This is a genomic window from Lentzea sp. NPDC102401 (assembly GCF_044765805.1).
Classification (GTDB): Bacteria; Actinomycetota; Actinomycetes; order Mycobacteriales; family Pseudonocardiaceae; genus Lentzea; species Lentzea sokolovensis.
This window is the reverse complement of sequence record NZ_JBIWKS010000002.1, coordinates 216,871-237,089: the sequence shown is the minus strand read 5'-3', so window position 1 is coordinate 237,089 and position 20,219 is coordinate 216,871. Positions and strand designations below refer to the sequence as shown.

The window sequence follows — 20,219 nt, the reverse complement described above, 5'->3', positions numbered from 1 at the left end:
TGGAGGAAGTCGTGCCGGATCAGGCGTGGTCCCAGTTCTGCCGGGCGCTGGAGAAGGCCGGTGAGGTGGTCCTCTCCGACCAGGCGCCGGACACTCCGCTCGACCGGGCGGAGGGCTACCGGTACCTCGCCCGGCTCACGCGCGAGATGCTGTACTCCTGCCTGGACAACGCCGATCCCGACTTCCCGCGCTTCCACGAGCTCGATCTCGTGAAGATCGGCGCGGACAACCCGGACAACGTCTACCTGTCCGCGAACGTCCGCGGCGACCGCACGTACCGGATCACCGGGACCCGCGGCACCATCGCGTACTTCAGCATCGGGTCGAAGGCCAACCGGTACGCCAAGGACGGCACGATGGCGTCGACCGGCGAACTCTCCGACGCGGACCTGACGATCGCGCCCGACGGCACGGTGGAGATCATCGCGAGCGCTGCTCCCCAGGACGGGAACTGGCTGCCGCTCGCTCCCGACTCCACCGGTCTGGTGGTGCGTCAGACGTACCTCGACCGGGGCTCCGAGGTTCCCGGTCAGTGGCACGTCGAACAGGTCGGCGGCCCCGCCGAACCGGCCGCGCTGACGCCCGAGTTCCTGGCGAAAGCGTTGCAGCGAGCGGCTTTGTCCGTGCACGGCACCGCGGCGACGTTCGCGCACTGGACGCGCACGTTCATGGCACGTCCCAACGAACTGCCCGACTTCGGCCAGGAGATGTTCCAGCGGGCCGGCGGCGATCCGGAGATCTTCTACCTGCACGGGTACTGGGTGCTCGAGCCCGGCGAGGCGTGGGTGATCGAGACCGACGTGCCGGACTGCCCGTACTGGAACTTCCAGCTCGACAACTGGTGGATGGAGTCGCTCGACCATCGCCGCAAGATCACCGTCAACAAGCACACGGCGACGGTGTCCGACGGGCGGTTGACGATCGTGGTCGCCGCTGAGGATCCCGGTGTGGGCAACTGGATCGACACCTGCGGCCACAGTTCCGGCACCGCGTTGCTGCGCTGGCTCGGCGCGAGCGCCCACCCGATCCCGAAGTGCCGCGTGGTGCCCCTGGAGGAGGTTCGATGACGGTCACGACCGCGCTGAACGTGCCTGAGTTGCTGGAGAAGGCCTCCGCCAAGACCGGGCTCTCGGACTTCGGCGACGACTGGTTCCGCGAGCCGCTGGACGTGCTCGTGCGCAGCCTCAACACCGAGGCCGCCTTGTCCCCGTTGGGATTCGAGCTGACCAGGCACCGGCTGACCGCGTTGCTGTCCGACCGGTTGCGGCTGCGCGCGGTGCAACGGTCGAACCCCGAGGTGCTCGACGTCGAAGTGCGGGTGGCCGCCGAGATCTGCGGCCTGCCGCGCACCGGTTCGACGTTGCTGCACCGGCTGCTGGCGGCCTCGCCCCAGGTCACGTCCACGCTCTCATGGGAGGTCGCCTACCCGCTGCCGTTCCCCGGCGAGGGCCCGGACGCCGAGCAGCGCAAACGTCGCGCGCAGGAACGCATGGAGATGTTCTCGCAGCTCTCGCCCGACTTCGGCGACCTGCACACCGTCGTGTGGGACGGGCCGGAGGAGGACGTGATCCTGCTGGACCGGACGTTCGTGTCGATGAGCTTCGACTCGTTCTACTGGGTGCCTTCCTATGGCGACTGGCTGCGCTCCGCTGACCAGCGCCCCGCCTATCGTGAACTACGCGAGTGGCTGCAGGTCTTGCAGTGGCAGAACACCTCCCGCTCGCTGCCCTGGGTGCTCAAGTCGCCGCATCACCTGACCGCAGTCGACACGGTGCTGGACGAGTTCGCCGACTGCAAGATCGTGATGACGCACCGCTCGCCGGTCAGCGCCGTGCCGTCGTACGCGTCGATGGTGCGCGCGATGTCCTCGCAGTACAGCGAGAACGTCGATCCGGTCCGAATTGGACAGTACTGGTCCCGTCGATTCGCCAGGACGTTGCAGGACTTCGCCGCCGCCCGGACCGCGCGCCCGGACCGGTTCGTGGACGTGCGGTTCGCCGACACCGTCAGCAAACCGCTCGAAGTCGCCCGCGAGGTGCTGGACGCGCTCGGCCTGCCGGCCGGTCCCGCCGACGAGGCGGCGTTCGAGACCTACCTGGCGCGCAACCGCACCGAACGGCACGGCTCGCACTCCTACACGCCGGAGGACTTCGGGCTGTCCGAGGACCGGCTGCGCCGTGACTTCGCCTTCTACTCGGAGGTCTACCTGTGATGCTGCGAGACGAGGTGGTGGTGATCACCGGCGTCGGCCCCGGCCTGGGTTCGAAGCTCGCCGTCCGCGCCGCCGCCGAGGGCGCGAAGGTCGTGATGGCCGCCCGTTCCGCCGACGTGATGAAGCAGGCGGAGAAGGACATCATCGCCGCGGGTGGCGAGGCCGTCGGCGTGCAGTGCGACGTGCGCAAGTCCGAGCAAGTGGCGGAGTTGGTCGAGACGGCCGTGGCGCGGTTCGGCACGATCACCGGCCTGGTCAACTCGGCGTTCGGGCACCCGGGCTGGTTCGACCTGCTGGAGACGCCGGAGAAGGCGGTTCGCCGGTCGATGGACATCATCCTGTTCGGCGCGCTGAACGTGACCCGCGAGGTCGTGCCGCACATGAAGGCCGCCGGGCGCGGTTCGATCGTCAACGTCGGCACGATGACGACCCGCAAACCGATGCGCGGCGAGGGCGGCTATGCCGTGGCGAAGGCCGCGATGGCGACCGCGACCCAGTTCCTGGCCCTGGAACTGGGCGAGCACGGCATCCGCGCGAACCAGGCCGTGATGGGCTGGCTGGACGGGCCGGGCGTGCGCTTCTACCTCAAGTTCACCGCCGAGGCGCGCGGGATCTCGGAGCAGGACGTGTACGACGAGATCGCCGCCCGCAACCCGCTGGGCCGCATCCCGACCGACGACGCGTGTGCCGGCGCGGTGCTGTACCTGTTGTCCCGGCACGCTTCCGAGGTCACCGGCGCAGTGCTGGACGTCAACGGCGGGGAGTACATGCCGGCTTGACTTCCTCCCTCTCGTGAAACGAGAGAGATTCCTACAGCTCGCGCCACAGGACTTTCTGCTTCGTCACCGGCTGCCCGCTCGGAGTACTCCGTTGAGGTCTTACACCGGCTCCACAGACCGACACCGCCAGCCCGGCGGCCAGAATGTTGCGTGCCGCGTTCACGTCCCGATCATGGGTCGCACCGCAGCCACAGGTCCAGGTCCGCACATGCAACGGCATCTCCGCCGCCAGTGCACCGCAGACCGAGCACAGCTTGGACGACGGGAACCAGCGATCAACAGCGATCACGTCCCGCCCGTACCAGCGCGCTTTGTACTCCAACTGCTGCCGAAACTGCCGCCAGCCTGCGTCACTGATGGCGCGAGCCAGACTGTGGTTACCGACCATGTTGGACACGGCCAGGTCCTCGATCACGAGCGTTTGGTTATCGCGCACGAGCCGAGTGGTGATCTGGTGCAGTTGGTCGGATCGCCGGTCGGCGATGCGGGCGTGCACGCGGGCGACCTTGACGCGGGCCTTGGCCCGGTTGCTGCTGCCCTTCTGCTTGCGGCACAAGGCGCGCTGCGCCCTGGCCAGTACCGTCCGGTCGCGGCGCTCGTGCCGGGGATTGCCGATCTTCTCCCCGGTCGACAGGACCAGCAGGTGGTCAAGCCCGACATCGATCCCGACCACCGCATCGGTGGCGGGCAGCGGCATCACACCGGGGTCCTCACACAGCAGGGACACGAACCAGCGCCCGGCCGCGTCCCGCGACACGGTCACCGTCGAGGGAACCGCACCCTCGGGCAGTGGCCGGGACCAGCGGATGTCCAGCGGCTCGGCCATCTTCGCAAGCATCAGCGTGCCGTCACGCCAGCGGAACGCCGAGCGCGTGTACTCGGCGCCGGCGCGGGACTTCTTCCGCGACTTGAACCGTGGATGCCGGGCACGCTTGGCGAAGAAGTTCGTGAACCCGCTCTGCAGATGCCGCAACGCCTGCTGCAACGGCACCGACGACACCTCACCCAGGAACGCGAGCTCCTCGGTACGTTTCCATGTGGTCAGCAACGCCGACGTGGCCTCGTAACCGACCCGTTCCCCGCGCTGCGACCATGCCTCGGTGCGGACTTGCAACGCCAAGTTGTAGACCTTGCGGACACATCCGAACGTGCGCGACAGTTCGGCCGCCTGCACCCCGGTCGGATAGAAGCGGTACCGGAAAGCCCGCTTCACCCGCCGATTCACAGTCCACAAAATACCAAGCCGTCGTGTGTCCCCGTGTGCGCGGGTCGCGGACGCCGTATCGCCCCGGCGGCGGCACGGCTGTTCCTGTCCTGCTCCGCAGGCGTCCGATTCCCCCCTCCTTGGAGGACTTCAGATGACTCACCTCATCGAATCCGTGGTCGTCGAGATCGACGCGCCTGCTTCCTTCGTCTGGGACGTGCTGCTCGACTACCCGAACTATCCACAGTGGAATCCCTACACGCTGGCGGTCGCCACGACGCTGGAGATCGACTCGCCGATCGACCTCACGCTGCCACGTCCGGACGGCGGCGAGGGAACGTTCGTCAGCCGCGAGTACATCCGCGAGGTCGAGCCACCGCGTCTGCTGCGCTACGACACCGGCGACACGTTCCCGGGCCTGCTCGGCACGCGCGACCAGCTGATCACGCCGCTCGGGCCGCGGCGGTGCAGCTACCGCACCTTCGAGACGTTCACCGGCAGGTACGCCGACGCGGTTTTCGAGGCGCAGCGGACGTATGTGCAGAACGGCTTCGACTCCGTCGCCCACGCGTTGCGCGACCGGGTCGTCTCCCTGCTCAGAGTGTGAGCAGCTCGTCGATCGCCGCCTCGTCACCGTCGTGGGCGAGGTGCGCGATGGCGAGCATCGGCGCGATCACCTGACTCCAGGCGAACAGCCGATCTCCGTCGAGCCCGCACGCGTCCGCCACGGCCTCGCACCGGGCTCGCACCCCCTCCTTCCCGGCTCCGGCCACCACCAGGTCGGCCGCGTCGAAGCACGGATCACCCAGGCACGCCTTGAGATCGATGGCCATCAGGCCGCGCTCCCCGCCGTCGAGCACGTTGCCCAGGTGCAGATCGCCGTGCAGCAGGACCGTGGTCGTCTCCGTGTCGAGCAGCTTCTGGCACCGCGCGAACGCCCTGCTCCACAGGACTTCGCTGATCCGCGCCCCGATCACCGGTTCGGCCAGCCGCCGCCCGACCCGTGCGAAGGACTCCTCGCACCGCCCCCGCAACGACCCCACCGGACGCGCCGGCACACCGTGCAACGCCGCCAGCAGATCGGCCCACCGGCCGGGCAGGCCGGCGAACGGCAGGTCCTCGGCGAGCGTGCCCGGCAGCACCTCTTCGAGCACGACGGCGTCCCGTTCCCGAGCGAGCACCTCGGGCACCCGTCCCGAGGAGGCGAACAGCGCGAGCATCTCGCTCTGCGCGGCCAGCATCTCCGTGTCCGGACTGAGTTTCAGCACCGCCGGCGTGCCGTCGGCCCACCGGCACCGCAGCACCACCGACACGGCACCGGGTTCCAGCGCCTCCCCCGGCACGAGCCCCCACCGCGCGCTCACCCGGTCCACCAGCGCCGGCACGTCCGCGCACCAGGCGGCGACCTCCGGCCCGAACCCCCTGGCCAGCCGCGCCGTCATGCCCGCATGATCTTCCACCGCCCCGACGCTACCGGCTGAGTAGTTGTACCGATGCCCCCCGTGAGAACCGTCGGCACTCTCGACGTGTGACCGAAATCGACCGTGGCCGCCTCGCCGCTCTGGCCGGGTTCGCCACCACAGCAGTGCTTCTGGTGCTGACCGTCGTCGCCTTCCAGACCGACGCCCTGGAGTCGTTCGGCTGGCAGGGTGGCGAATACGCCTACTCGTTCATCTGGATCGCGCTCGGGTCCGCCCTCGCCGGCCTCGTCGTGAAGATGGCGGCACCTGCTCCGTGGCGTTCCGCCGGAACGGGAATGGCGCTGGCCGGCACGGTCGGCGTGGTCGTCGTCATCACGCTGATCGTGGTGTTCGTGTGGGCTCTCTCGAACCTGTCGGTGTAGCTACAGCATCCGGGACAGGCCGCGCAGCGCGGTGGCGATCTGCTCGCGGTGCCCGTCCAGCGTCTCCCTCGTGACGCCGTCGGCCGCGGCCGTCGCGACGTCGTCCGTGGCGATCTTGAGCACCGCGCTCATGGCGGCGGCCTGCACGCGGACCTCGATGGCGTCGCGCGCCAGTCCCGTGCGTTGGGCGAGCACCTCCCCGAGCGCGTCCTCGGCTCGTTCGCGCAGCATCAGGTAGGCGGCGCGCAACGCACGTTCGCCGTGGGTCAGCCGCACGACGGCGAGCACCGCCTCGATGTCCTCGTCGGTGGCCGCGTCCAGCAGCGGGCTGTAGGCCTCGCGCAGGTGGTCGATCAGTTCGAGCTCGCGCGGCCAGTCGTGCAGCACCGCGCAGAAGGCGTCGACCATCTTGGTGAGCAGCGGTTCGACGCAGCTCTCCTTGTGCGGGAAGTAGCGCCAGAACGTGCGTTCGGAGACGCCGGCGGCCTGCGCGATCTGCTCGCCCGAGGTGGCGGCGACGCCCTGGTCGGCGAACAACCTGACCGCGTGGCGCGAGATGTCGAGGCGCTGACGTTGACGTTGCTCGTCGCTGACCGGTGGCCTGCCCCGGCGAGGCTTTTCTGTCGCAACGTCCGTCATCGGGCGATTTAAGCACGTCATCCGGCCGGGAACATTTATTGGCACCATCTGCCAATAAGCGCTACGGTCGGTGCATGAGCATTGACGCAGAGCGCCTGAAGCTGCCGCTGGCCAGGCCGAACGTCCTCGATCTCGCTCCGCTCTACGAGGTGCTGCGACGCGAGGCGCCGATCGCGCCCGTGACGACACCGGCCGGCGACCCCGCCTGGCTCGTGACGCGGTACGAGGAGGTCCGCCTCCTGCTGGGCGACAAGCGCTTCGGCCGCTCGCACCCGGAACCGGAGAAGGCCTCCCGCATCTCGACCGCCGCCGTCCAGGACGGCCCGACCGGCGAGTACGCGACCGAGGAGGCCGACCACACGCGCATGCGGCGGCTGCTGACGCCGGCGTTCTCCGCCAAGCGGATGCGCATGCTGGGAGACAACATGGAAGAGCTGGTCGACGCCTGCATCGACCAGCTGATCGCCGAGCACGAGAAGACCGGCGTGGTGGATCTGCACCACGGCCTCGCGTTCCCGTTGCCCGTGGCCATGATCTGCCGGCTGCTCGGCGTGCCGGAGGAGGACAACGAGAAGTTCGCGTCGCTGTCCGAACGCATGGCGGGCACGGAGATCGGCGAGGAGGCGCACAAGGCGCGCGAGGAGTTCTTCCACTACATGGTCGGGCTCGTCGAGGCCAAGCGCGGGCAACTGGGCGAGGACGTGATCTCCGACCTCGTGCGCGCCCAGGCCGAGGACGCGGCGTACGACTACGTGCAGATGGTCCGGCTCTGCGTCGGATTGTTGTTCGCGGGCCACGAGACCACCGTCAACCGCATCGGCCTGGGCGTGCTGTTCCTGCTCACCGACCGCTCGCGCTGGGACGCGCTCGTCGCCGACCCGGACGGCCGCGTGGACGCGGTGGTCGAGGAGGTCATGCGCCTCGGCGCGCCCGGCGACCTGGGCCTGCTGCGGTACGCGCGGGAGGACGTCGACATCGCGGGCGTGACCATCCAGGCCGGTGACGCGCTGGTCCTCTCGATCAACGCGGCCAACCGCGACGCCTCCGTGTACTCCGAGGCAGAGGAGTTCAACCCGGACCGTCCGGAAAGGACACACCTCGGCTTCGGCCACGGCGCCCACTTCTGCATCGGCGCCTCCCTGGCCCGCACCGAGCTGCGCGTGGTGTTCGCCGCGCTGGCCAAGCGCCTGCCGTCGATGAGGCTCGCCAAGGACCTCGACCAGCTGCAGGTCCGCGCGACGCTCACCGGTGGCGTCGCCGAGCTGCCCGTCACCTGGAGGTAGGCCGTGAAGGTAACGGTGGATCAGGGGAAGTGCGTCGGCGCCGGGCAGTGCGTGCTGGCCGCGGACGACGTGTTCGACCAGCGCGACGACGACGGTCTGGTGGACCTGCTGGACGCCAGCCCGCCGTCGGAGCGCCTCGCTGACGTCCGGCACGCGGCCGCCGTGTGCCCGGCTTCGGCGATCGCGGTGGAGGACTGAGCTCAGTTCTCCACGAAGTACGAGTCGTGCTCGTCGAGGAACGCGGCGCGGTCGGCCGCCGCGACCTCGCCGAGCCGCTCGAAGTACTCCTCGCGCGGCGCACCGGGCGTGAACAGCAGCAACATCTCGGCCGGTGCGTCGGAGTCGTTGCGGAAGGCGTGCAACCCGCCTTGCGGAACGTGCAGGAAGTCGCCCTCCCCCGCCTCGACCCACTTGTCGCCGTTGTACAGGCGCACGGTGCCGTCGAGGATGAAGAACGACTCGGAGATCCTCCGGTGGAAGTGCGTCGCCGGACCTCCCGCCTTCGGCCTCATCACGACCCGGTACAGGCCGAACTCGCCGCGCGTGGTCTCGGTGGTCGCGAGGTAGTGGATGCCGCTGCCGGGCACACCGTTGTCGATCGGGGTGCTCGCGGGCCGGTAGCGCGCGCTCACCTCGCCGGCTTCGCCGAAGTAGACCTTCTCGGGGTAGGACATGGTGTTCATCCCTTGCTCGTGGGTTCCTTCACCAGGAAGACCGGATTGCCCACGAGGATGTGACAACTACTGCTTCATCAGCGGCTCGACCAGCTTCGAGCCGTCCGCCCTGCCCACGAAGCAGTGGATGAGGCGGCTGGAGCTGCGGTACCCGTTCTCCGTCTTGACCTTCCACGCCTCCGCGGTCGGGATGATCACCCAGTAACGCAGGGTCTTCTCCTTCTCCTGGCCGGTCACCTTGTCCGACAGGAACGTGCGCGTGCACCCGGTGCCGCCGAGCTTGGTCAGCTGCTCGGCACCGGGGTACGCCACGTCCTTCTCGATCTCGGTGCTGGCGAGCACGGTGTCGAGCAGTTCGACGTCGTGCTCGGCGTAGCAGCCGACGCGGTCCTTGGTCTGGATCTTCCGCGCGTCCTTGGCGGGCAGCCAGGTGAGACAGGAGTTGCGGAACGCCATCAGGGTGTCGCCCTTGATGTCGCCGTCCGGGCCGAGGGTCAGTACCGGCTGCATCGCGGCGGTGCTCGCCGGGCCGTCCGGCACGCCCACGCCCATGTTCGTCAACATCGGCTTGAACACGGTGAAGTACACCAGGACCAGCGCGCCGACGAGGAACAGCGGGACCAGCGTCGCCGAGAGGATCAGTCCGACCGGGCGTTTCCGGCGCGGGGGAACGGGAAAGACCGGGGCGGGGGCGAACTGGCCGATGACCACGGGGCCGGACGTGGGCGGAGCCGCGACGTCCACCTTCAGCGTCGGAACGGCCAGGGTCGGGGTGCCGTCCACCGAAGGCCGGGCCGGGTGGAGGTCCCCGAGCGCGCGGTCGATCAGCCGATGTGCCTGGGCGACACCGAGTCTGCGCGCGGGATCGGGTTCCATCAGGCCGGTGATCAGCTTGCCGAGCGGGCCCGCGACCCCAGGCACCGGGCGTTCGCTCATCACGGCGAGGATCGTGGCCGAGGTGGTCGCGCGGTCGAACGCGCCGCGTCCCTCCACCGCGAAGAACAGCGTCGCCCCCAACGCCCACAGGTCCCAGGCGGGCGAGGCCTCGCCGCCCGCGAGACGTTCCGGGGACATGTAGGCGGGCGAGCCGATCAACGTGCCGGTCGCCGTCAGCCGGGGATCGTCGACGGACTGGGCGATGCCGAAGTCGGTGAGCTTCGCGGTGCCCCTGCCGGGCACCATCACGTTGCCGGGCTTGACGTCCCGGTGCACGACGCCGGAGAAGTGCGCCGCCTCCAGCGCGTTCAGCAGCTGGCCCGCGAGCGTCGCGGCCGCGCGGACGCTCAGCGGTCCGGAGCTTTCGACCAGGGACTCCAGTGTCGGAGCGTTGATCAGCTCCATCACGATGAACGTCTGGTCGTCCTCGGAGATGAGGTCGTAGACGGTGACCACGGCCGGGTCCTGAAGTTGCGAGGCGATGCGTGCCTCGCGCAGCACGCGTTCCTGGTACACGGCGCGTTCCTGAGCCGGCACGCCCACGGGCAGCAGCAGTTCCTTCACGGCGACGTCGCGCCCGAGAACGGTGTCCTTTCCGAGCCACACGGCCCCCATGCCACCCCGGCCCAGCTCGCGTTCCAGCCGGTAGCGTCTGTTGCCCACCTCGCGCATGCGCGGCAGTCTTTCACCCGGTCCAGTGACGTACACGAGCAGCGTCACCTGACGGGCGCGACGGGCCGGAGGCCCCGCTTAACGTCGCGCGGCGTGAGACGACTGACGAAGCTGTTGGCTACAACGCTGCTCCTGACCGGGCTGGCGCCCCTCGCGCCGGCATCGGCGAGCACCCCGAACTGCACGACGGTCGCGGTCACCGCCCCCGCCGGTGCGAAGATCGAGTCCGTGGACGCCGTGAGCCGTCCCGAGCACTGCGAGATCACCGTGACGCTCACGCACGCCGACGACCACGTGAAGGTCGTCGTCGGTCTCCCGCTGACCGGCTGGACGGGCCGGCTGCAGGGCGTCGGCGGCAGTGCGTACGCCGCAGGTGACACCGGCGCGCCGTTCACCCAGGCCGTGAAGGACGGCTACGCGGCCGTGACGACCGACGCGGGCGTGCTGGACGGCCTCAACACGAGCTGGGCGCTCAAGAACGGCGAGATCGACCGCACGCTGCTCACCAACTTCGCCACGCGGTCGGTGCACGAGGCGGCCGTGATCGCGAAGCAGGTCGTGCGCAAGCACTACCAGCGTTCGGTCAGCTACTCCTACTGGAGCGGCTGCTCGACCGGTGGCCGCCAGGGTTACGCGGAGGCGCAGCGGTTCCCGGACGACTACGACGGCGTCCTCGCCAACGCTCCCGCCGTGAACTGGTCCCAGTTCGCCGTCGCGACGCTGTGGCCGCAGGTCGTGCAGGGCAACGACGGGCACGTCGTCGGCAACTGCGTGCTGCAGGCGTTCCAGAAGGCGGCCGTCGAGGCGTGCGACGCGCAGGACGGTGTCACGAACGGCATCGTCGACCGGCCGGACCGGTGCGGCTACGACCCGCGTCAGCTCATCGGCGCGAAGATCCTGTGTGAGGGCAACGAGGTCACGGTGTCCAAGGCCGACGCCGACGTCATGCGCAAGATCTGGGACGGCCCCACCGACGAACGCGGCCGCAACCTCTGGCCAGGTCTGCCGAAGGGCGCCGACCCGGTCTGGCTGGCGGGCACGATTCCCGGCTTCCCCGGCCCCGGTTTCCCCGTCGCCGCGCAGTGGGTGCAGAGCTTCCTGCTCAAGCAGCCCGGTTTCGACACCTCGAAGCTCACCTACGCCCAGTACCGCGACCTGTTCCGGCAGTCGGTCCGCGAGTTCGACGGCATCATCGGCACCTCGGACCCCGACCTGTCGGCGTTCCGGCGCTCGGGTGGCAGGCTGATCACGTTCGTCGGCACCAACGACCAGCTGATCCCGCCCGGCGGCACGCTGCAGTACCGCGACCAGGTCGAGCGGCGCATGGGCTACGTGAACGACTTCTACCGCCTGTTCACCGCGCCCGGCGTCGACCACTGCCTCGGCGGCAACGGCCCGCAGCCCACGAACGCCCTGGGGCAGCTCGTCGACTGGGTCGAGCGCGGCAAGGCTCCCGCGACGCTGACCGCCGCCACGGCCGACTCGACCCGAAACCTGTGCGCGTACCCGAAGACCTCGCGGTACGTCCACGGCGACCCGAAGGCGGCCTCCAGCTACCGCTGCGTCTAGGTCGGACCGGCCGTTCGGGACGGCGGCGGAATTCGTCGCCGTCCCCGGTCGTCATCGCCCCCTGAGTGAACCGCCACAGCTCATCGCGTCGGTCGGCGCGGCCTCGCCGTGAGTACGCACGAGATGCGCCTCACCCCACACCCGGACCCCTTCGACGACGGGCAGAACCGTTTCCCCGTAAGACGTGAGCCGGTAGATGACCGGCGCCGGAACGGGTCCGGTCTCCACGCGTTCGACGAGCCCGTCGGCTTCGAGCTCGCGCAGTTGCTCGGCCAGCACCTTGGGCGTGATGGGCGCGCCGCGGCGGCGCAGCCCGGCGAAGTGGGACTCCCCGTGAGCCAGCCAGTAGAGCAGGGTCAGCTTCCACTTCCCGCCGATCGCGGCGAACGCGGCGGCCATCGGGCAGCCGGGCAACGCGTTGGGGCGCGAGGGGTTACCCGAAGGTGCCTTCTTGTCCATGGCCGCACTCCGCTCGGATAGTCAGACCATGACCTTGCCACACAAGCGAATCCTGATCGCGGTCCTGTCGTTCCTCATGGTGGCCGCGACGGCCGCGTCCGCCGCCGAACCTCAGGCCACCGACGGTCAGCGCGACTTCGACTGGGAGATCGGCAACTGGCGCACCAGCGTGCGCGTGCTCGCCGAACCGCTGTCGGAGTCCGCCGACGAATGGCTCCAGTTCACCGGCACCAGCCTCGTACGTCCCCTCATGGACCGGCGGGCGAACGTCGTCGAGCTCAAGATCGCGGGCGACAGCGGCCGCATCGAGGGCATGAACCTGCGGCTGTTCGAACCGCAGGCGAACCGCTGGAGCCTGAGCTTCGTCAGCCTGCGCGACGGGCTGCTCACGCCGGCGGTGTTCGGCGGTTTCCGCGACGGCGCGGGCGAGTTCTACGGCGACGACCAGCTCGGCGGCCGCCCGATCAAGGTGCGGTTCCTCGTGTTCCGCCAGGGGCAGGACAGGGCCAGGTTCGAACAGGCCTTCTCCGGCGACGGCGGAACGACGTGGGAGACGAACTGGATCGCGGTCGACCGCCGGATCTGACCATCGTCAGGAAAGCTTCTCCCTCAACCACTTCCGCGCGTGCCCGTCGGGTTCGATGACGCTGAAGTGGTCGCCACCGGGCGATTCCACGAACTCCGCCAGAGCGTGCGACTTCGCGCACGTGCGGCTGAACTCCGCCGGAACAACCTCGTCCGCGGCACCGTGGATCGCGAGCACCGGCACACCGCCGTCCGCCATCTCCACCGGCGACGTGACCGCGTACAGGCCGGGTCGGACAGGCCGGGCGCACCCACCGGCCGAGTGACCCACGACGGCCACACGGGAAAGGTCCAGTGGCGCGTCGAACCCGGACCTGGTCGCCGACGTGATCCTGCGCGCCGCGAAAGCGTGAGCGGCTGGCCGGTCAGTCCTGTGTGGACCGGCCGGCGAGGCGCTGGTGCTCGGTGATGTCGGCCAGCATGCGCATGAAGCGCGCGTACTCGCCCTTGCCGACGCGTTCGGCGTGCCGTTCCTGCATGGCGGCCATGATGTGGTCCGCCGCCCGCATCTGCGCGAGCCCGCGCTCGGTCGGGCAGATCAGCTTCGCCCTGCGGTCGCTCGGGTCCGGCCGCCGTTCGACGTAGCCGAGCGCTTCAAGCTCGTCGATCAGCGTGCCGATGATCTGCTTGTGCTGCCCGGAAAGGTGCGCGAGGTCCGTCGCACGCACCCCTTCCGGGTCCAGATAGGCCAGCACCGCGCCATGGCGGTGCTTCAGGTCACCGAACCCCAGCTCGGCGAGGGTCTGGAAGAGTTCGCGCTGCACCGCGAACAGCAGGCGGCCCGACAGGACTCCCAGATCGGGATTCAAGGCGTTGCGTTCCGCGCGGGTGACCATCGGAACACCCTAACGACGGACCAGCACGCGGCCGAGGACCTCCCTCAGGTGGACTTCGAGTGCTCGACGTGGAAGATCGGCTGCCCGGTCCGGCCGTGAACACGCGGCTGTCCGGAGCCTCGAACCGCTCGTCGCCCACGAAGATCGCGCGGCGGTTCTCGTGGTCGAGCCGCACGTGCTCGATGACCAGCGCGGTGCGCGCCCTGTTGATCCAGAGGCGTTGTTCGGACACCCGCGTGAACTCCTCGACCTGGCCACGCCAGACGCTCGGGAACTTCTCGGCACCCGGCAGGACCACGGTCGGGATGAACACGTCCGGCGCCTTGACCTTGCGGACCTCCATGCCCTAGAGCGGCGTGCCCGCGTGCTCGAACGGCGGGGACACCACGTAGCGCTCACGCAGCACCTCGTTGACCCGCACCGATCGAGCGTGGTGACCCTCCACATCTCCCAACTAGTCACTCATCATGATAGTCACGATATATTACTAAATCGAGGAGTAGCTTCCGAAGGCGACACAGGACGGAGAAACGACATGCCCACGATCACCACCCCCGACGGCGTCGAGATCTTCTACCAGGACTGGGGCACCGGACAGCCGATCGTGTTCAGCCACGGCTGGCCGCTGTCGTCGGACGACTGGGACGCCCAGATGCTGTTCTTCGTGCGGCAGGGCTTCCGGGTCATCGCGCACGACCGCCGCGGCCACGGCCGTTCGTCCCACGTCGCCACGGGCCACGACATGGACCACTACGCCGCCGACCTGGCCGCGCTGACCGAGCACCTCGACCTGCACGACGCCGTCCACATCGGACACTCGACGGGCGGCGGCGAGGTCGTGCACTACATCGCGCGGCACGGCGAGTCCCGCGTGGCGAAGGCTGCGCTGCTCGCGGCCGTGCCGCCGTTGATGGTGCAGACTCCCGCCAATCCCGGTGGGCTGCCGCTCTCGGTGTTCGAGGACCTGCAGGCCCAGTTGGCCGCCAACCGCTCGGAGTTCTACCTGGCGCTGCCGTCCGGGCCGTTCTACGGGTTCAACCGGGACGGGGTCGAACCTCGCGAGGCCCTGATCCGGAACTGGTGGCGGCAGGGGATGATGGGGTCCGCGCTTGCCCATTATGAGGGGATTGTCGCGTTCTCGCAGACTGACTTCACCGAGGATCTGCGGAAGATCACCGTTCCTGTGCTGGTCATGCACGGGGATGACGACCAGATCGTGCCGATCGCCGACTCCGCGTTGTTGTCGGCGCCGTTGTTGAAGAACGGGACGTTGAAGGTCTACGAGGGCTTCCCGCACGGGATGCCCACTACTCACGCGGACGTGATCAACGCCGACCTGCTGGAGTTCATCCGATCCTGACGCGGCTCGTGCCGGGCGCGGTCGCGCCCGGCATGGTCGTCACTCGTACCACTCGCGGGACCAGCGTTCGCGCCGCTCCTGCTCCCGGTCGATCCAGTCGCTGCCCTCCGCCGCCACCGCCTCCAGAACGGGCAGTGCGGCGTCGATGCCGGAGGTCTGCAGCGCCACGAGGTACAGCTCGGATTCGTCCTCCAGCACGGCGTCGTCGGCGTTGCGGAAGTTCTCCGCGACGACGGTGATGTCCGCGCCGTTGACGAGGGTAAGGCGGAACTTGCGGCTGCGCAGCTTCTCAACCTCCCTGGTGCCGTCACCCTCGCCGCGGGTGGTACGCAGGCCCACCTCGGTCACGCTGGCGGACGCGAGAGCGTCGTAACGGAAGAGGTTGCGCCGCTCGTTGCGCGCCTCCGCGGTGAGGAAGTCCAGTTCCACCCTCATTTCGCGCACGCCGCTGCGGGTGAGGAGGAAGATCTGCACCTCGTACTTCGAGTAGCGCGGCGGACCGTGGAGCACGCGGGCGCGGTTCGCACCGTTCGCTCCCTCGGTCATGACCACGTGCGTCACGAGGTCATGGGTCGTGAGGTTGTTGCGCCGCACCAGGTCGTTCTTCAGGCAGATCTTGTCCATCGACAGCCAGCGGGCCATCTCGCCGTCGGACGGGCGGTCGGCCATCACCCGCAGCCAGTCCTCGTACCCTTGCGTCTCCGCGGCGAAGATGTGCTCGTCGTGGGCGCGAGCCAGTGCGCTCATCTTCTGCAGGCCACGAATCCGGATGATTCCGTTGACGAGGAAGAAGAAGCCGGGAGCGAGAAAGATGACCGCCGCGATCGCACCGGAGGCGGTCAGCACGACCAGTCCCGCGATGGCGACGCCCATGCCCACGCGGTACAGGAGCGTGTCGCGTTCCGTCGATCGCACGGCGGTCTGGAACAACGCGTTGCTGCTCCAGCCCTCCGCCACCTTGCGGGCGTGCCAGCGGGCCAGCCAGCTCACCCCGCCCGCCGGAACCTGGGCATTGCCGTAGAGGGCCACGAAACGGTGCTTGAGGTGTGCCCGGATGCCCGCGGTGTAGGTGGGCCAGTCTCCGGCGACGTGCGGCCGTGCCTCGGTGAACCGGCTGTCGACGATCCGGTGGATCTCCTGGACGAAGTCGGTCCGCACCCAGTGACCCGGTGAGCGCGGCTCTGGCTGGTACGGCGGCGGGGTGACCTGGCTGAGCCGGATCTGCCCCCACATCGTCGCTCCCAACCGTTGTGCGCCGTGGCGGACCAGGAGAACGCCGCCGCCGGCCACGATCGGGAGTGCGAGCAGGACTCCGGGCAACGACGTGCCCGTGAAGCTGCTGAGCAGGCCGATGAGGACGGCGAAACCGCCGAAGACGACCGGAAGCCAATGCCTCTGCTCGGGCCTCGTCTCGGCCGCCACGAACGGGCGCGGCGGCGCGGGTTCCGCTTCGAAGAACTTCCAGGCCCGCTGGACGCGGTTGTTCGACATCCGCTGGGTCACGACGCGGTGTGCGTACGCGCCTTCCAGACTGGCTTGCGTGACGCCGTCCTGAATCGTGGCCAGATGCTGGGTGATCTCCTCCTGTCGGTCCGGGGGCAGTGTGCCGAACGCCGCGAGAACGTCGTCCACGTTCTCACCGGGACGATCCGTCGCGGTCTCGCCTCGCACGAGGTGCAACAGACGCCAGACCACGGTGAAGGCGTCCTGCCACGTGTCGTCCGGGAGCGACTGCGCGATCTTGCGCGCGTCGCGGACGTTCTTGAACAGTTCGCCGCCTACCTCGCCGCACGAACGTCCGCTGACGACAGAAAGTGCGTAGTAGTAGGCCCTTTGCGTGGTGACTTGACCTTCTCGCAACAGGTCGCCGAAGAGGCGTTCGGCCTCTCGCGCTACACCGGCGGCGAGGAAGTTGCGGGCGACGTTGTGGCGATGCTCGGGCGGGTCGCCCTGGTTGACGTGGTAGATCGCCTCGACGTGGACGGCCGTGTCGCCGTAGTTCACGGCGTTCTGCTGGCCGACGTTGGCGCCCGGCTGGGCGAAGTTGTGGCTGCCTGGCGGGTAGTTCATCGGTTCTCCCGCGTCACGTTCATGGTGAAGGCGCCCGTGTTCACACCGTTCTGCTGACCGACGGTGGCGCCTTCTCGTGCGATGTTCCGGTTGCGAATCGGTGACAGGGGCTTCGGGGAACCGCTCTTCGTGCCGGTGTCCTCGTGGACCGCGGCGGCGAGGGCGACAGCGAAGGCCGCCGCGTTGCGCGCGGCGAGTCGCTGGCTGCCCTGGCCGTCCGTGACGGACTTGGTGCCGTCCGCGCGGTCGCTGATGCCGCGAATGGTCGCCGTGGCGATCCGGCCCGCGAGGTGCGCCGCGAGGGCGAACCCGGCGCTCTCCATCTCGATCGCCACGGCGTCGTTGTAGTTGTGGTGCAAGACGTTGGCGATCGGCGAGGTCGCGGAGTTCAGCACCACGTCACCCGCGGCGATCGCCTCGAAGTGCACCTCCGGGGTGGGTGCCTCACCGGGAGGCGCGAGCGGTCCGCACCACGCGCGGTGGCGGCGGACCCGGCGCGCGAGCTGCTCCAGGTCGTGCGAGATCTCCCAAGATCGGGGCCTCACCAGGAACTCGTCGTTCTCGCTCTTGCCGCCGTGGTAGGCGTAGACCTTGGTCGCCACCACGACGTCGCCGATGCCGAGCTTGGCCCGCAAGCCTCCCGCGATCCCGGCGAACAGCACGGCGGACGGCGAGAACTCGGCGATCGCGCGCTCGGTGAGCGTGGCGGCGGCCAGCGTTCCCTGTCCGGTCACGCCGAGGGCGATCTGCCGGTCCGGCCGGCCGACGAGCGCACCGACATCGAACAACGTGCCCTGGGCGTGCCGGTGCTCGCGGACGTCCACCAGGTGCTCCAGCACCGCTTCCTGCTCGACCGGCAACGCGGTCAGAATCACGATCATCGTTTCACCCCAACACGATCCGCCACAGCGGGTCGTTTCTACGCGCGACGAAAGAGCGGAGGGCGAGTCCGCGACACGGCCGGTTCGTTCAGGTGGAGAAGGTGAAGACAGCACCCAGTGCGAGTGGGTGTCGTTCGAGGGATCGCGGGGCATCGGCCCGCGGCGCGGAGGAGACTAACCCCGTCGCACGTTTCGCGTCAAACTTTTCCGCCGGATTGTCCAGAAGTCCTCAAAGGACGTTCAGAAGCCCGGAAAGTGGACATCTGACGCGGATTCCACGCGATAGCGAAAGCCGAACCTGTGGGCGATCGCGTCCGAGACGATGTCACGGTGGTCGAACGCGACCGCGGTGTTCACGTCGAAGAACTCGCCCAGCCCCACCCAGCGGGCAGCCGCGGCGTCACCCCCTTCCACCGGAGCCGGCGCCCCTGCGACGTAACCGTGGAACGCCACGCTCTCGATGGCACCTCGCGGATCACGGCCGCGCGTGTTGTAGCGCCCGAACCGCTTCAACCGATCGCGCGTCACCACGATGCCGGCCTCCTCGCCGAGCTCGCGCGCCGCCGCGTCGGCCGTGCGCTCCCCCGGTTCGACGAATCCACCAGGCAGCGCGAGAGCAGCGAAGAACGGCTCTTTTCCGCGCTGCACCAGGAGAATCGCGAGCACACCTCCCTGCTTCGTGAACAACACGACGTCCGCGGTGAGCCGACCGCGGCCGGGTTCCGTGTCATCAGCCATACCGAGGAGATTAGGTTATTGTCAGATCGACATCAAGTGGTTTGACAGCATGACTTCGCCTCAGGAAGCCAATTGTCAAACCGACATGAAAGGACAGGCGTCAGGAGCCCGCAGGTCGCGGCCGCATCATCGGCGGCGACAGCGTGACCGCGCCACCCGCGCGGTACAGCGCGGCGGGCCTGCCGTTCAGGCTCGGCCGCTTCGCCCCGCTCGGCTCGACGAACCCAGCCGACTCGGTGACCTTGCGGTGAAAGTTCGGCTTGTCGAGGTCCACGCCCCAGACCGCCTCGTACACCTCGCGAAGCTCGCCGATGGTGAACTCGTCAGCGCAGAACGCCGTCGCGATCGTGCGGAACTGCAGTTCGGCGCGGGCCAGTTCGACGGCGTCGCGCAGGATCTCGCCGTGATCGAATGCCAGGCCGGAGCGTTGCACGCCGGTCACCGGCAGCCAGTGGGCGGCGCGCGCGTCGGTGCCCGCGGCAGGCAGCGGCAGGTCGGGGGCGATGGCCAGGTAGGCGCACGTCACCACGCGCGGGCGACGAGGATCGCGATCAGGCGCGGAGTACACCCCGACCTGTTGCAGGTGAAGGTTTTTCGCATCCAGGCCGGTCTCTTCGGCGAGCTCTCGCTCCGCCGTCTCATCGAGACTCTCCTCGCCGCGCAGGAAGCCGCCCGGCAACGCCAGCTGTCCCGCGAAGGGATCGTTGCCGCGTTCCACGACCAGCACACACAGAACGCCGCCGCGGATCGTCAGGATCACGAGGTCGGCGGTGACTGCGACTGTCTGCCGAGGACGGCGGCTCATGGCGCGAAGCGTACAAGGCGAGCGGAGGCCGACGACGTGGGCGCGTCGGCCCCCGTTCCCAGGTCAGACGCGCTGCAACGCCTTCGGGTACAGCCAGCTACCGGGCGTGTCCTCCGCCGGGTTCGTGTAGTAGTCCCGCACGGCCGTGACGTATTCGTGCACGCTGATCGCCCCGTCGCCGTCGGTGTCGAGGTGCGCGAACGCCGTCGCGCAGTCGGCATCGGCCAGGCCGCGCGCCTTCAGCAGCACGCCGAACTCGGCGGAGTCCACGCGGCCGTCACCGTTCGTGTCCATGATGACCAGGAGGGATTGGACGACCTCGAGGAAGTCCATGGCGATCGGGCCACCCTCCACGAACGCCTCGATCATGGCCTCGCGGTACTCATCGGGCCCGACGCGGCCGTCGCGGTCGGTGTCGCAGTGGTCGGCCAGCATCTCCCAGAAGCGGTCGTAGGCCTCGATGAGTTCGCGACCCCGTTCCGAGGACGCTGGCTCGCCGAACGCCTGGAGCAGGCGGTTCGCCAGGGCGTAGATGTCCGCTAGTTCGATGACGCCGTTGCGGTTGACGTCGTAGTGGGCGAAGGTCGAGTCGATCCTGTGCTGCAACACCTGCTTCATGACCAGGCACTGTGGTGACGCCGGGCCGCCGGCGCAACGCGCGTCCCTCTCCTGGG

Annotated in this window: 24 protein-coding genes; 11 read left to right on the top strand and 13 right to left on the bottom strand. The window is 68.9% G+C overall.

Features of this window, described 5'->3' with window-relative positions:
* Positions 1 to 11 precede the first annotated feature (11 nt).
* From ACIRG5_RS07070 to ACIRG5_RS07060, 3 genes are read left to right on the top strand one after another with little or no spacing between them, the layout of a single operon-like run.
* Positions 12 to 1,067 carry a DUF1214 domain-containing protein gene (locus tag ACIRG5_RS07070; RefSeq protein WP_402901431.1) on the top strand — a complete coding sequence of 352 codons (1,056 nt, stop codon included), beginning with the start codon at positions 12 to 14 and terminating at the stop codon, positions 1,065 to 1,067.
* Positions 1,064 to 2,212, top strand: coding sequence for a sulfotransferase family protein (locus ACIRG5_RS07065; protein ID WP_402901428.1), 1,149 nt, complete (start codon positions 1,064 to 1,066; stop codon positions 2,210 to 2,212). The genes ACIRG5_RS07070 and ACIRG5_RS07065 overlap by 4 nt, the downstream gene beginning before the upstream one ends.
* Entirely contained in the window at positions 2,212 to 2,991 is a 780-nt protein-coding gene (locus ACIRG5_RS07060; RefSeq protein ID WP_402901425.1) for an SDR family oxidoreductase, read from the top strand. The genes ACIRG5_RS07065 and ACIRG5_RS07060 overlap by 1 nt, the downstream gene beginning before the upstream one ends.
* Before the next feature lie 31 nt (positions 2,992 to 3,022).
* Here ACIRG5_RS07060 and ACIRG5_RS07055 read toward each other — a convergent pair whose 3' ends face one another.
* The gene (locus ACIRG5_RS07055) at positions 3,023 to 4,204 is read right to left on the bottom strand and encodes an RNA-guided endonuclease InsQ/TnpB family protein (RefSeq protein WP_402903067.1); all 1,182 of its coding nucleotides are present in this window, start codon (positions 4,202 to 4,204) and stop codon (positions 3,023 to 3,025) included.
* A gap of 145 nt (positions 4,205 to 4,349) precedes the next feature.
* On the opposite strand from ACIRG5_RS07055, the gene ACIRG5_RS07050 reads away from it, so the two are divergent.
* A complete protein-coding gene (locus ACIRG5_RS07050) occupies positions 4,350 to 4,802 on the top strand; it encodes an SRPBCC family protein (protein WP_402901422.1) in 453 nt (150 codons plus the stop codon).
* Here the strand turns inward: ACIRG5_RS07050 and ACIRG5_RS07045 are convergent.
* Complete coding sequence (locus ACIRG5_RS07045) at positions 4,792 to 5,655, bottom strand: aminoglycoside phosphotransferase family protein (protein ID WP_402901419.1); 864 nt, start codon at positions 5,653 to 5,655, stop codon at positions 4,792 to 4,794. The two genes, ACIRG5_RS07050 and ACIRG5_RS07045, sit on opposite strands and share 11 nt — an antisense overlap.
* Before the next feature lie 68 nt (positions 5,656 to 5,723).
* On the opposite strand from ACIRG5_RS07045, the gene ACIRG5_RS07040 reads away from it, so the two are divergent.
* Positions 5,724 to 6,038, top strand: coding sequence for a hypothetical protein (locus ACIRG5_RS07040; protein ID WP_402901416.1), 315 nt, complete (start codon positions 5,724 to 5,726; stop codon positions 6,036 to 6,038).
* Here ACIRG5_RS07040 and ACIRG5_RS07035 read toward each other — a convergent pair whose 3' ends face one another.
* Positions 6,039 to 6,677: a TetR family transcriptional regulator gene (locus ACIRG5_RS07035; RefSeq protein ID WP_402901413.1), complete on the bottom strand. Its 639-nt coding sequence runs from the start codon at positions 6,675 to 6,677 to the stop codon at positions 6,039 to 6,041.
* 74 nt (positions 6,678 to 6,751) lie between these two features.
* Between ACIRG5_RS07035 and ACIRG5_RS07030 the strand changes: the two genes are divergently transcribed.
* Positions 6,752 to 7,960 carry a cytochrome P450 gene (locus ACIRG5_RS07030; protein ID WP_402901410.1) on the top strand — a complete coding sequence of 403 codons (1,209 nt, stop codon included), beginning with the start codon at positions 6,752 to 6,754 and terminating at the stop codon, positions 7,958 to 7,960.
* 3 nt (positions 7,961 to 7,963) lie between these two features.
* Positions 7,964 to 8,158, top strand: a complete 195-nt coding sequence (locus tag ACIRG5_RS07025) for a ferredoxin (protein WP_402901407.1) — start codon at positions 7,964 to 7,966, stop codon at positions 8,156 to 8,158.
* A gap of 2 nt (positions 8,159 to 8,160) precedes the next feature.
* On the opposite strand, the gene ACIRG5_RS07020 is transcribed toward ACIRG5_RS07025, so the two are convergent.
* Positions 8,161 to 8,634, bottom strand: coding sequence for a cupin domain-containing protein (locus ACIRG5_RS07020; RefSeq protein WP_402901405.1), 474 nt, complete (start codon positions 8,632 to 8,634; stop codon positions 8,161 to 8,163).
* A gap of 66 nt (positions 8,635 to 8,700) precedes the next feature.
* Positions 8,701 to 10,242 (bottom strand): serine/threonine-protein kinase, encoded by a 1,542-nt coding sequence (locus tag ACIRG5_RS07015; protein WP_402901402.1) that lies wholly within the window; start codon positions 10,240 to 10,242, stop codon positions 8,701 to 8,703.
* 93 nt (positions 10,243 to 10,335) lie between these two features.
* On the opposite strand from ACIRG5_RS07015, the gene ACIRG5_RS07010 reads away from it, so the two are divergent.
* Positions 10,336 to 11,811 (top strand): tannase/feruloyl esterase family alpha/beta hydrolase, encoded by a 1,476-nt coding sequence (locus tag ACIRG5_RS07010; protein ID WP_402901401.1) that lies wholly within the window; start codon positions 10,336 to 10,338, stop codon positions 11,809 to 11,811.
* 51 nt (positions 11,812 to 11,862) lie between these two features.
* Here the strand turns inward: ACIRG5_RS07010 and ACIRG5_RS07005 are convergent, their stop codons facing one another.
* Positions 11,863 to 12,270, bottom strand: coding sequence for a winged helix-turn-helix transcriptional regulator (locus ACIRG5_RS07005; protein WP_402901398.1), 408 nt, complete (start codon positions 12,268 to 12,270; stop codon positions 11,863 to 11,865).
* 28 nt (positions 12,271 to 12,298) lie between these two features.
* Between ACIRG5_RS07005 and ACIRG5_RS07000 the strand changes: the two genes are divergently transcribed.
* Positions 12,299 to 12,856 (top strand): hypothetical protein, encoded by a 558-nt coding sequence (locus ACIRG5_RS07000; protein WP_402901395.1) that lies wholly within the window; start codon positions 12,299 to 12,301, stop codon positions 12,854 to 12,856.
* A 6-nt stretch (positions 12,857 to 12,862) separates the two neighbouring features.
* Here the strand turns inward: ACIRG5_RS07000 and ACIRG5_RS06995 are convergent, their stop codons facing one another.
* Both ACIRG5_RS06995 and ACIRG5_RS06990 read right to left on the bottom strand, forming a co-directional pair.
* Entirely contained in the window at positions 12,863 to 13,135 is a 273-nt protein-coding gene (locus ACIRG5_RS06995; RefSeq protein WP_402901392.1) for a hypothetical protein, read from the bottom strand.
* Positions 13,136 to 13,220: 85 nt separating this feature from the next.
* Positions 13,221 to 13,691 carry a MarR family winged helix-turn-helix transcriptional regulator gene (locus ACIRG5_RS06990; protein ID WP_402901389.1) on the bottom strand — a complete coding sequence of 157 codons (471 nt, stop codon included), beginning with the start codon at positions 13,689 to 13,691 and terminating at the stop codon, positions 13,221 to 13,223.
* A gap of 59 nt (positions 13,692 to 13,750) precedes the next feature.
* Here ACIRG5_RS06990 and ACIRG5_RS06985 point away from each other — a divergent pair, with 59 nt between their 5' ends.
* On the top strand, positions 13,751 to 14,041 hold the full coding sequence (locus tag ACIRG5_RS06985) for a hypothetical protein (protein WP_402901386.1): 291 nt from the start codon (positions 13,751 to 13,753) through the stop codon (positions 14,039 to 14,041).
* 185 nt (positions 14,042 to 14,226) lie between these two features.
* Entirely contained in the window at positions 14,227 to 15,051 is an 825-nt protein-coding gene (locus tag ACIRG5_RS06980; protein WP_402901383.1) for an alpha/beta fold hydrolase, read from the top strand.
* Between the two features lie 39 nt (positions 15,052 to 15,090).
* Here ACIRG5_RS06980 and ACIRG5_RS06975 read toward each other — a convergent pair whose 3' ends face one another.
* From ACIRG5_RS06975 to ACIRG5_RS06955, 5 genes are all read right to left on the bottom strand, one after another.
* The gene (locus ACIRG5_RS06975) at positions 15,091 to 17,121 is read right to left on the bottom strand and encodes a hypothetical protein (RefSeq protein WP_402901381.1); all 2,031 of its coding nucleotides are present in this window, start codon (positions 17,119 to 17,121) and stop codon (positions 15,091 to 15,093) included.
* On the bottom strand, positions 17,118 to 18,002 hold the full coding sequence (locus ACIRG5_RS06970) for a hypothetical protein (protein ID WP_402901379.1): 885 nt from the start codon (positions 18,000 to 18,002) through the stop codon (positions 17,118 to 17,120). The genes ACIRG5_RS06975 and ACIRG5_RS06970 overlap by 4 nt, the downstream gene beginning before the upstream one ends.
* Positions 18,003 to 18,242: 240 nt before the next feature.
* On the bottom strand, positions 18,243 to 18,740 hold the full coding sequence (locus tag ACIRG5_RS06965; RefSeq protein ID WP_402901377.1) for an NUDIX domain-containing protein: 498 nt from the start codon (positions 18,738 to 18,740) through the stop codon (positions 18,243 to 18,245).
* A 100-nt stretch (positions 18,741 to 18,840) separates the two neighbouring features.
* Positions 18,841 to 19,545: an NUDIX domain-containing protein gene (locus tag ACIRG5_RS06960; protein WP_402901374.1), complete on the bottom strand. Its 705-nt coding sequence runs from the start codon at positions 19,543 to 19,545 to the stop codon at positions 18,841 to 18,843.
* A gap of 63 nt (positions 19,546 to 19,608) precedes the next feature.
* Positions 19,609 to 20,163 (bottom strand): EF-hand domain-containing protein, encoded by a 555-nt coding sequence (locus tag ACIRG5_RS06955; protein WP_402901371.1) that lies wholly within the window; start codon positions 20,161 to 20,163, stop codon positions 19,609 to 19,611.
* Positions 20,164 to 20,219: the final 56 nt, after the last annotated feature.

What these genes read in the sequence shown, in the direction of transcription:
- ACIRG5_RS07065 (WP_402901428.1), top strand. Translation starts at nt 1,064, where the DNA reads ATGACGGTCACGACCGCGCTGAACGTGCCTGAGTTGCTGGAGAAGGCC.
- ACIRG5_RS07060 (WP_402901425.1), top strand. Translation starts at nt 2,212, where the DNA reads ATGCTGCGAGACGAGGTGGTGGTGATCACCGGCGTCGGCCCCGGCCTG.
- ACIRG5_RS07050 (WP_402901422.1), top strand. Translation starts at nt 4,350, where the DNA reads ATGACTCACCTCATCGAATCCGTGGTCGTCGAGATCGACGCGCCTGCT.
- ACIRG5_RS07035 (WP_402901413.1), bottom strand. Translation starts at nt 6,677, where the DNA reads ATGACGGACGTTGCGACAGAAAAGCCTCGCCGGGGCAGGCCACCGGTC.
- ACIRG5_RS07030 (WP_402901410.1), top strand. Translation starts at nt 6,752, where the DNA reads ATGAGCATTGACGCAGAGCGCCTGAAGCTGCCGCTGGCCAGGCCGAAC.
- ACIRG5_RS07020 (WP_402901405.1), bottom strand. Translation starts at nt 8,634, where the DNA reads ATGTCCTACCCCGAGAAGGTCTACTTCGGCGAAGCCGGCGAGGTGAGC.
- ACIRG5_RS07015 (WP_402901402.1), bottom strand. Translation starts at nt 10,242, where the DNA reads ATGCGCGAGGTGGGCAACAGACGCTACCGGCTGGAACGCGAGCTGGGC.
- ACIRG5_RS07005 (WP_402901398.1), bottom strand. Translation starts at nt 12,270, where the DNA reads ATGGACAAGAAGGCACCTTCGGGTAACCCCTCGCGCCCCAACGCGTTG.
- ACIRG5_RS07000 (WP_402901395.1), top strand. Translation starts at nt 12,299, where the DNA reads ATGACCTTGCCACACAAGCGAATCCTGATCGCGGTCCTGTCGTTCCTC.
- ACIRG5_RS06990 (WP_402901389.1), bottom strand. Translation starts at nt 13,691, where the DNA reads ATGGTCACCCGCGCGGAACGCAACGCCTTGAATCCCGATCTGGGAGTC.
- ACIRG5_RS06980 (WP_402901383.1), top strand. Translation starts at nt 14,227, where the DNA reads ATGCCCACGATCACCACCCCCGACGGCGTCGAGATCTTCTACCAGGAC.
- ACIRG5_RS06975 (WP_402901381.1), bottom strand. Translation starts at nt 17,121, where the DNA reads ATGAACTACCCGCCAGGCAGCCACAACTTCGCCCAGCCGGGCGCCAAC.
- ACIRG5_RS06970 (WP_402901379.1), bottom strand. Translation starts at nt 18,002, where the DNA reads ATGATCGTGATTCTGACCGCGTTGCCGGTCGAGCAGGAAGCGGTGCTG.
- ACIRG5_RS06965 (WP_402901377.1), bottom strand. Translation starts at nt 18,740, where the DNA reads ATGGCTGATGACACGGAACCCGGCCGCGGTCGGCTCACCGCGGACGTC.
- ACIRG5_RS06960 (WP_402901374.1), bottom strand. Translation starts at nt 19,545, where the DNA reads ATGAGCCGCCGTCCTCGGCAGACAGTCGCAGTCACCGCCGACCTCGTG.
- ACIRG5_RS06955 (WP_402901371.1), bottom strand. Translation starts at nt 20,163, where the DNA reads ATGAAGCAGGTGTTGCAGCACAGGATCGACTCGACCTTCGCCCACTAC.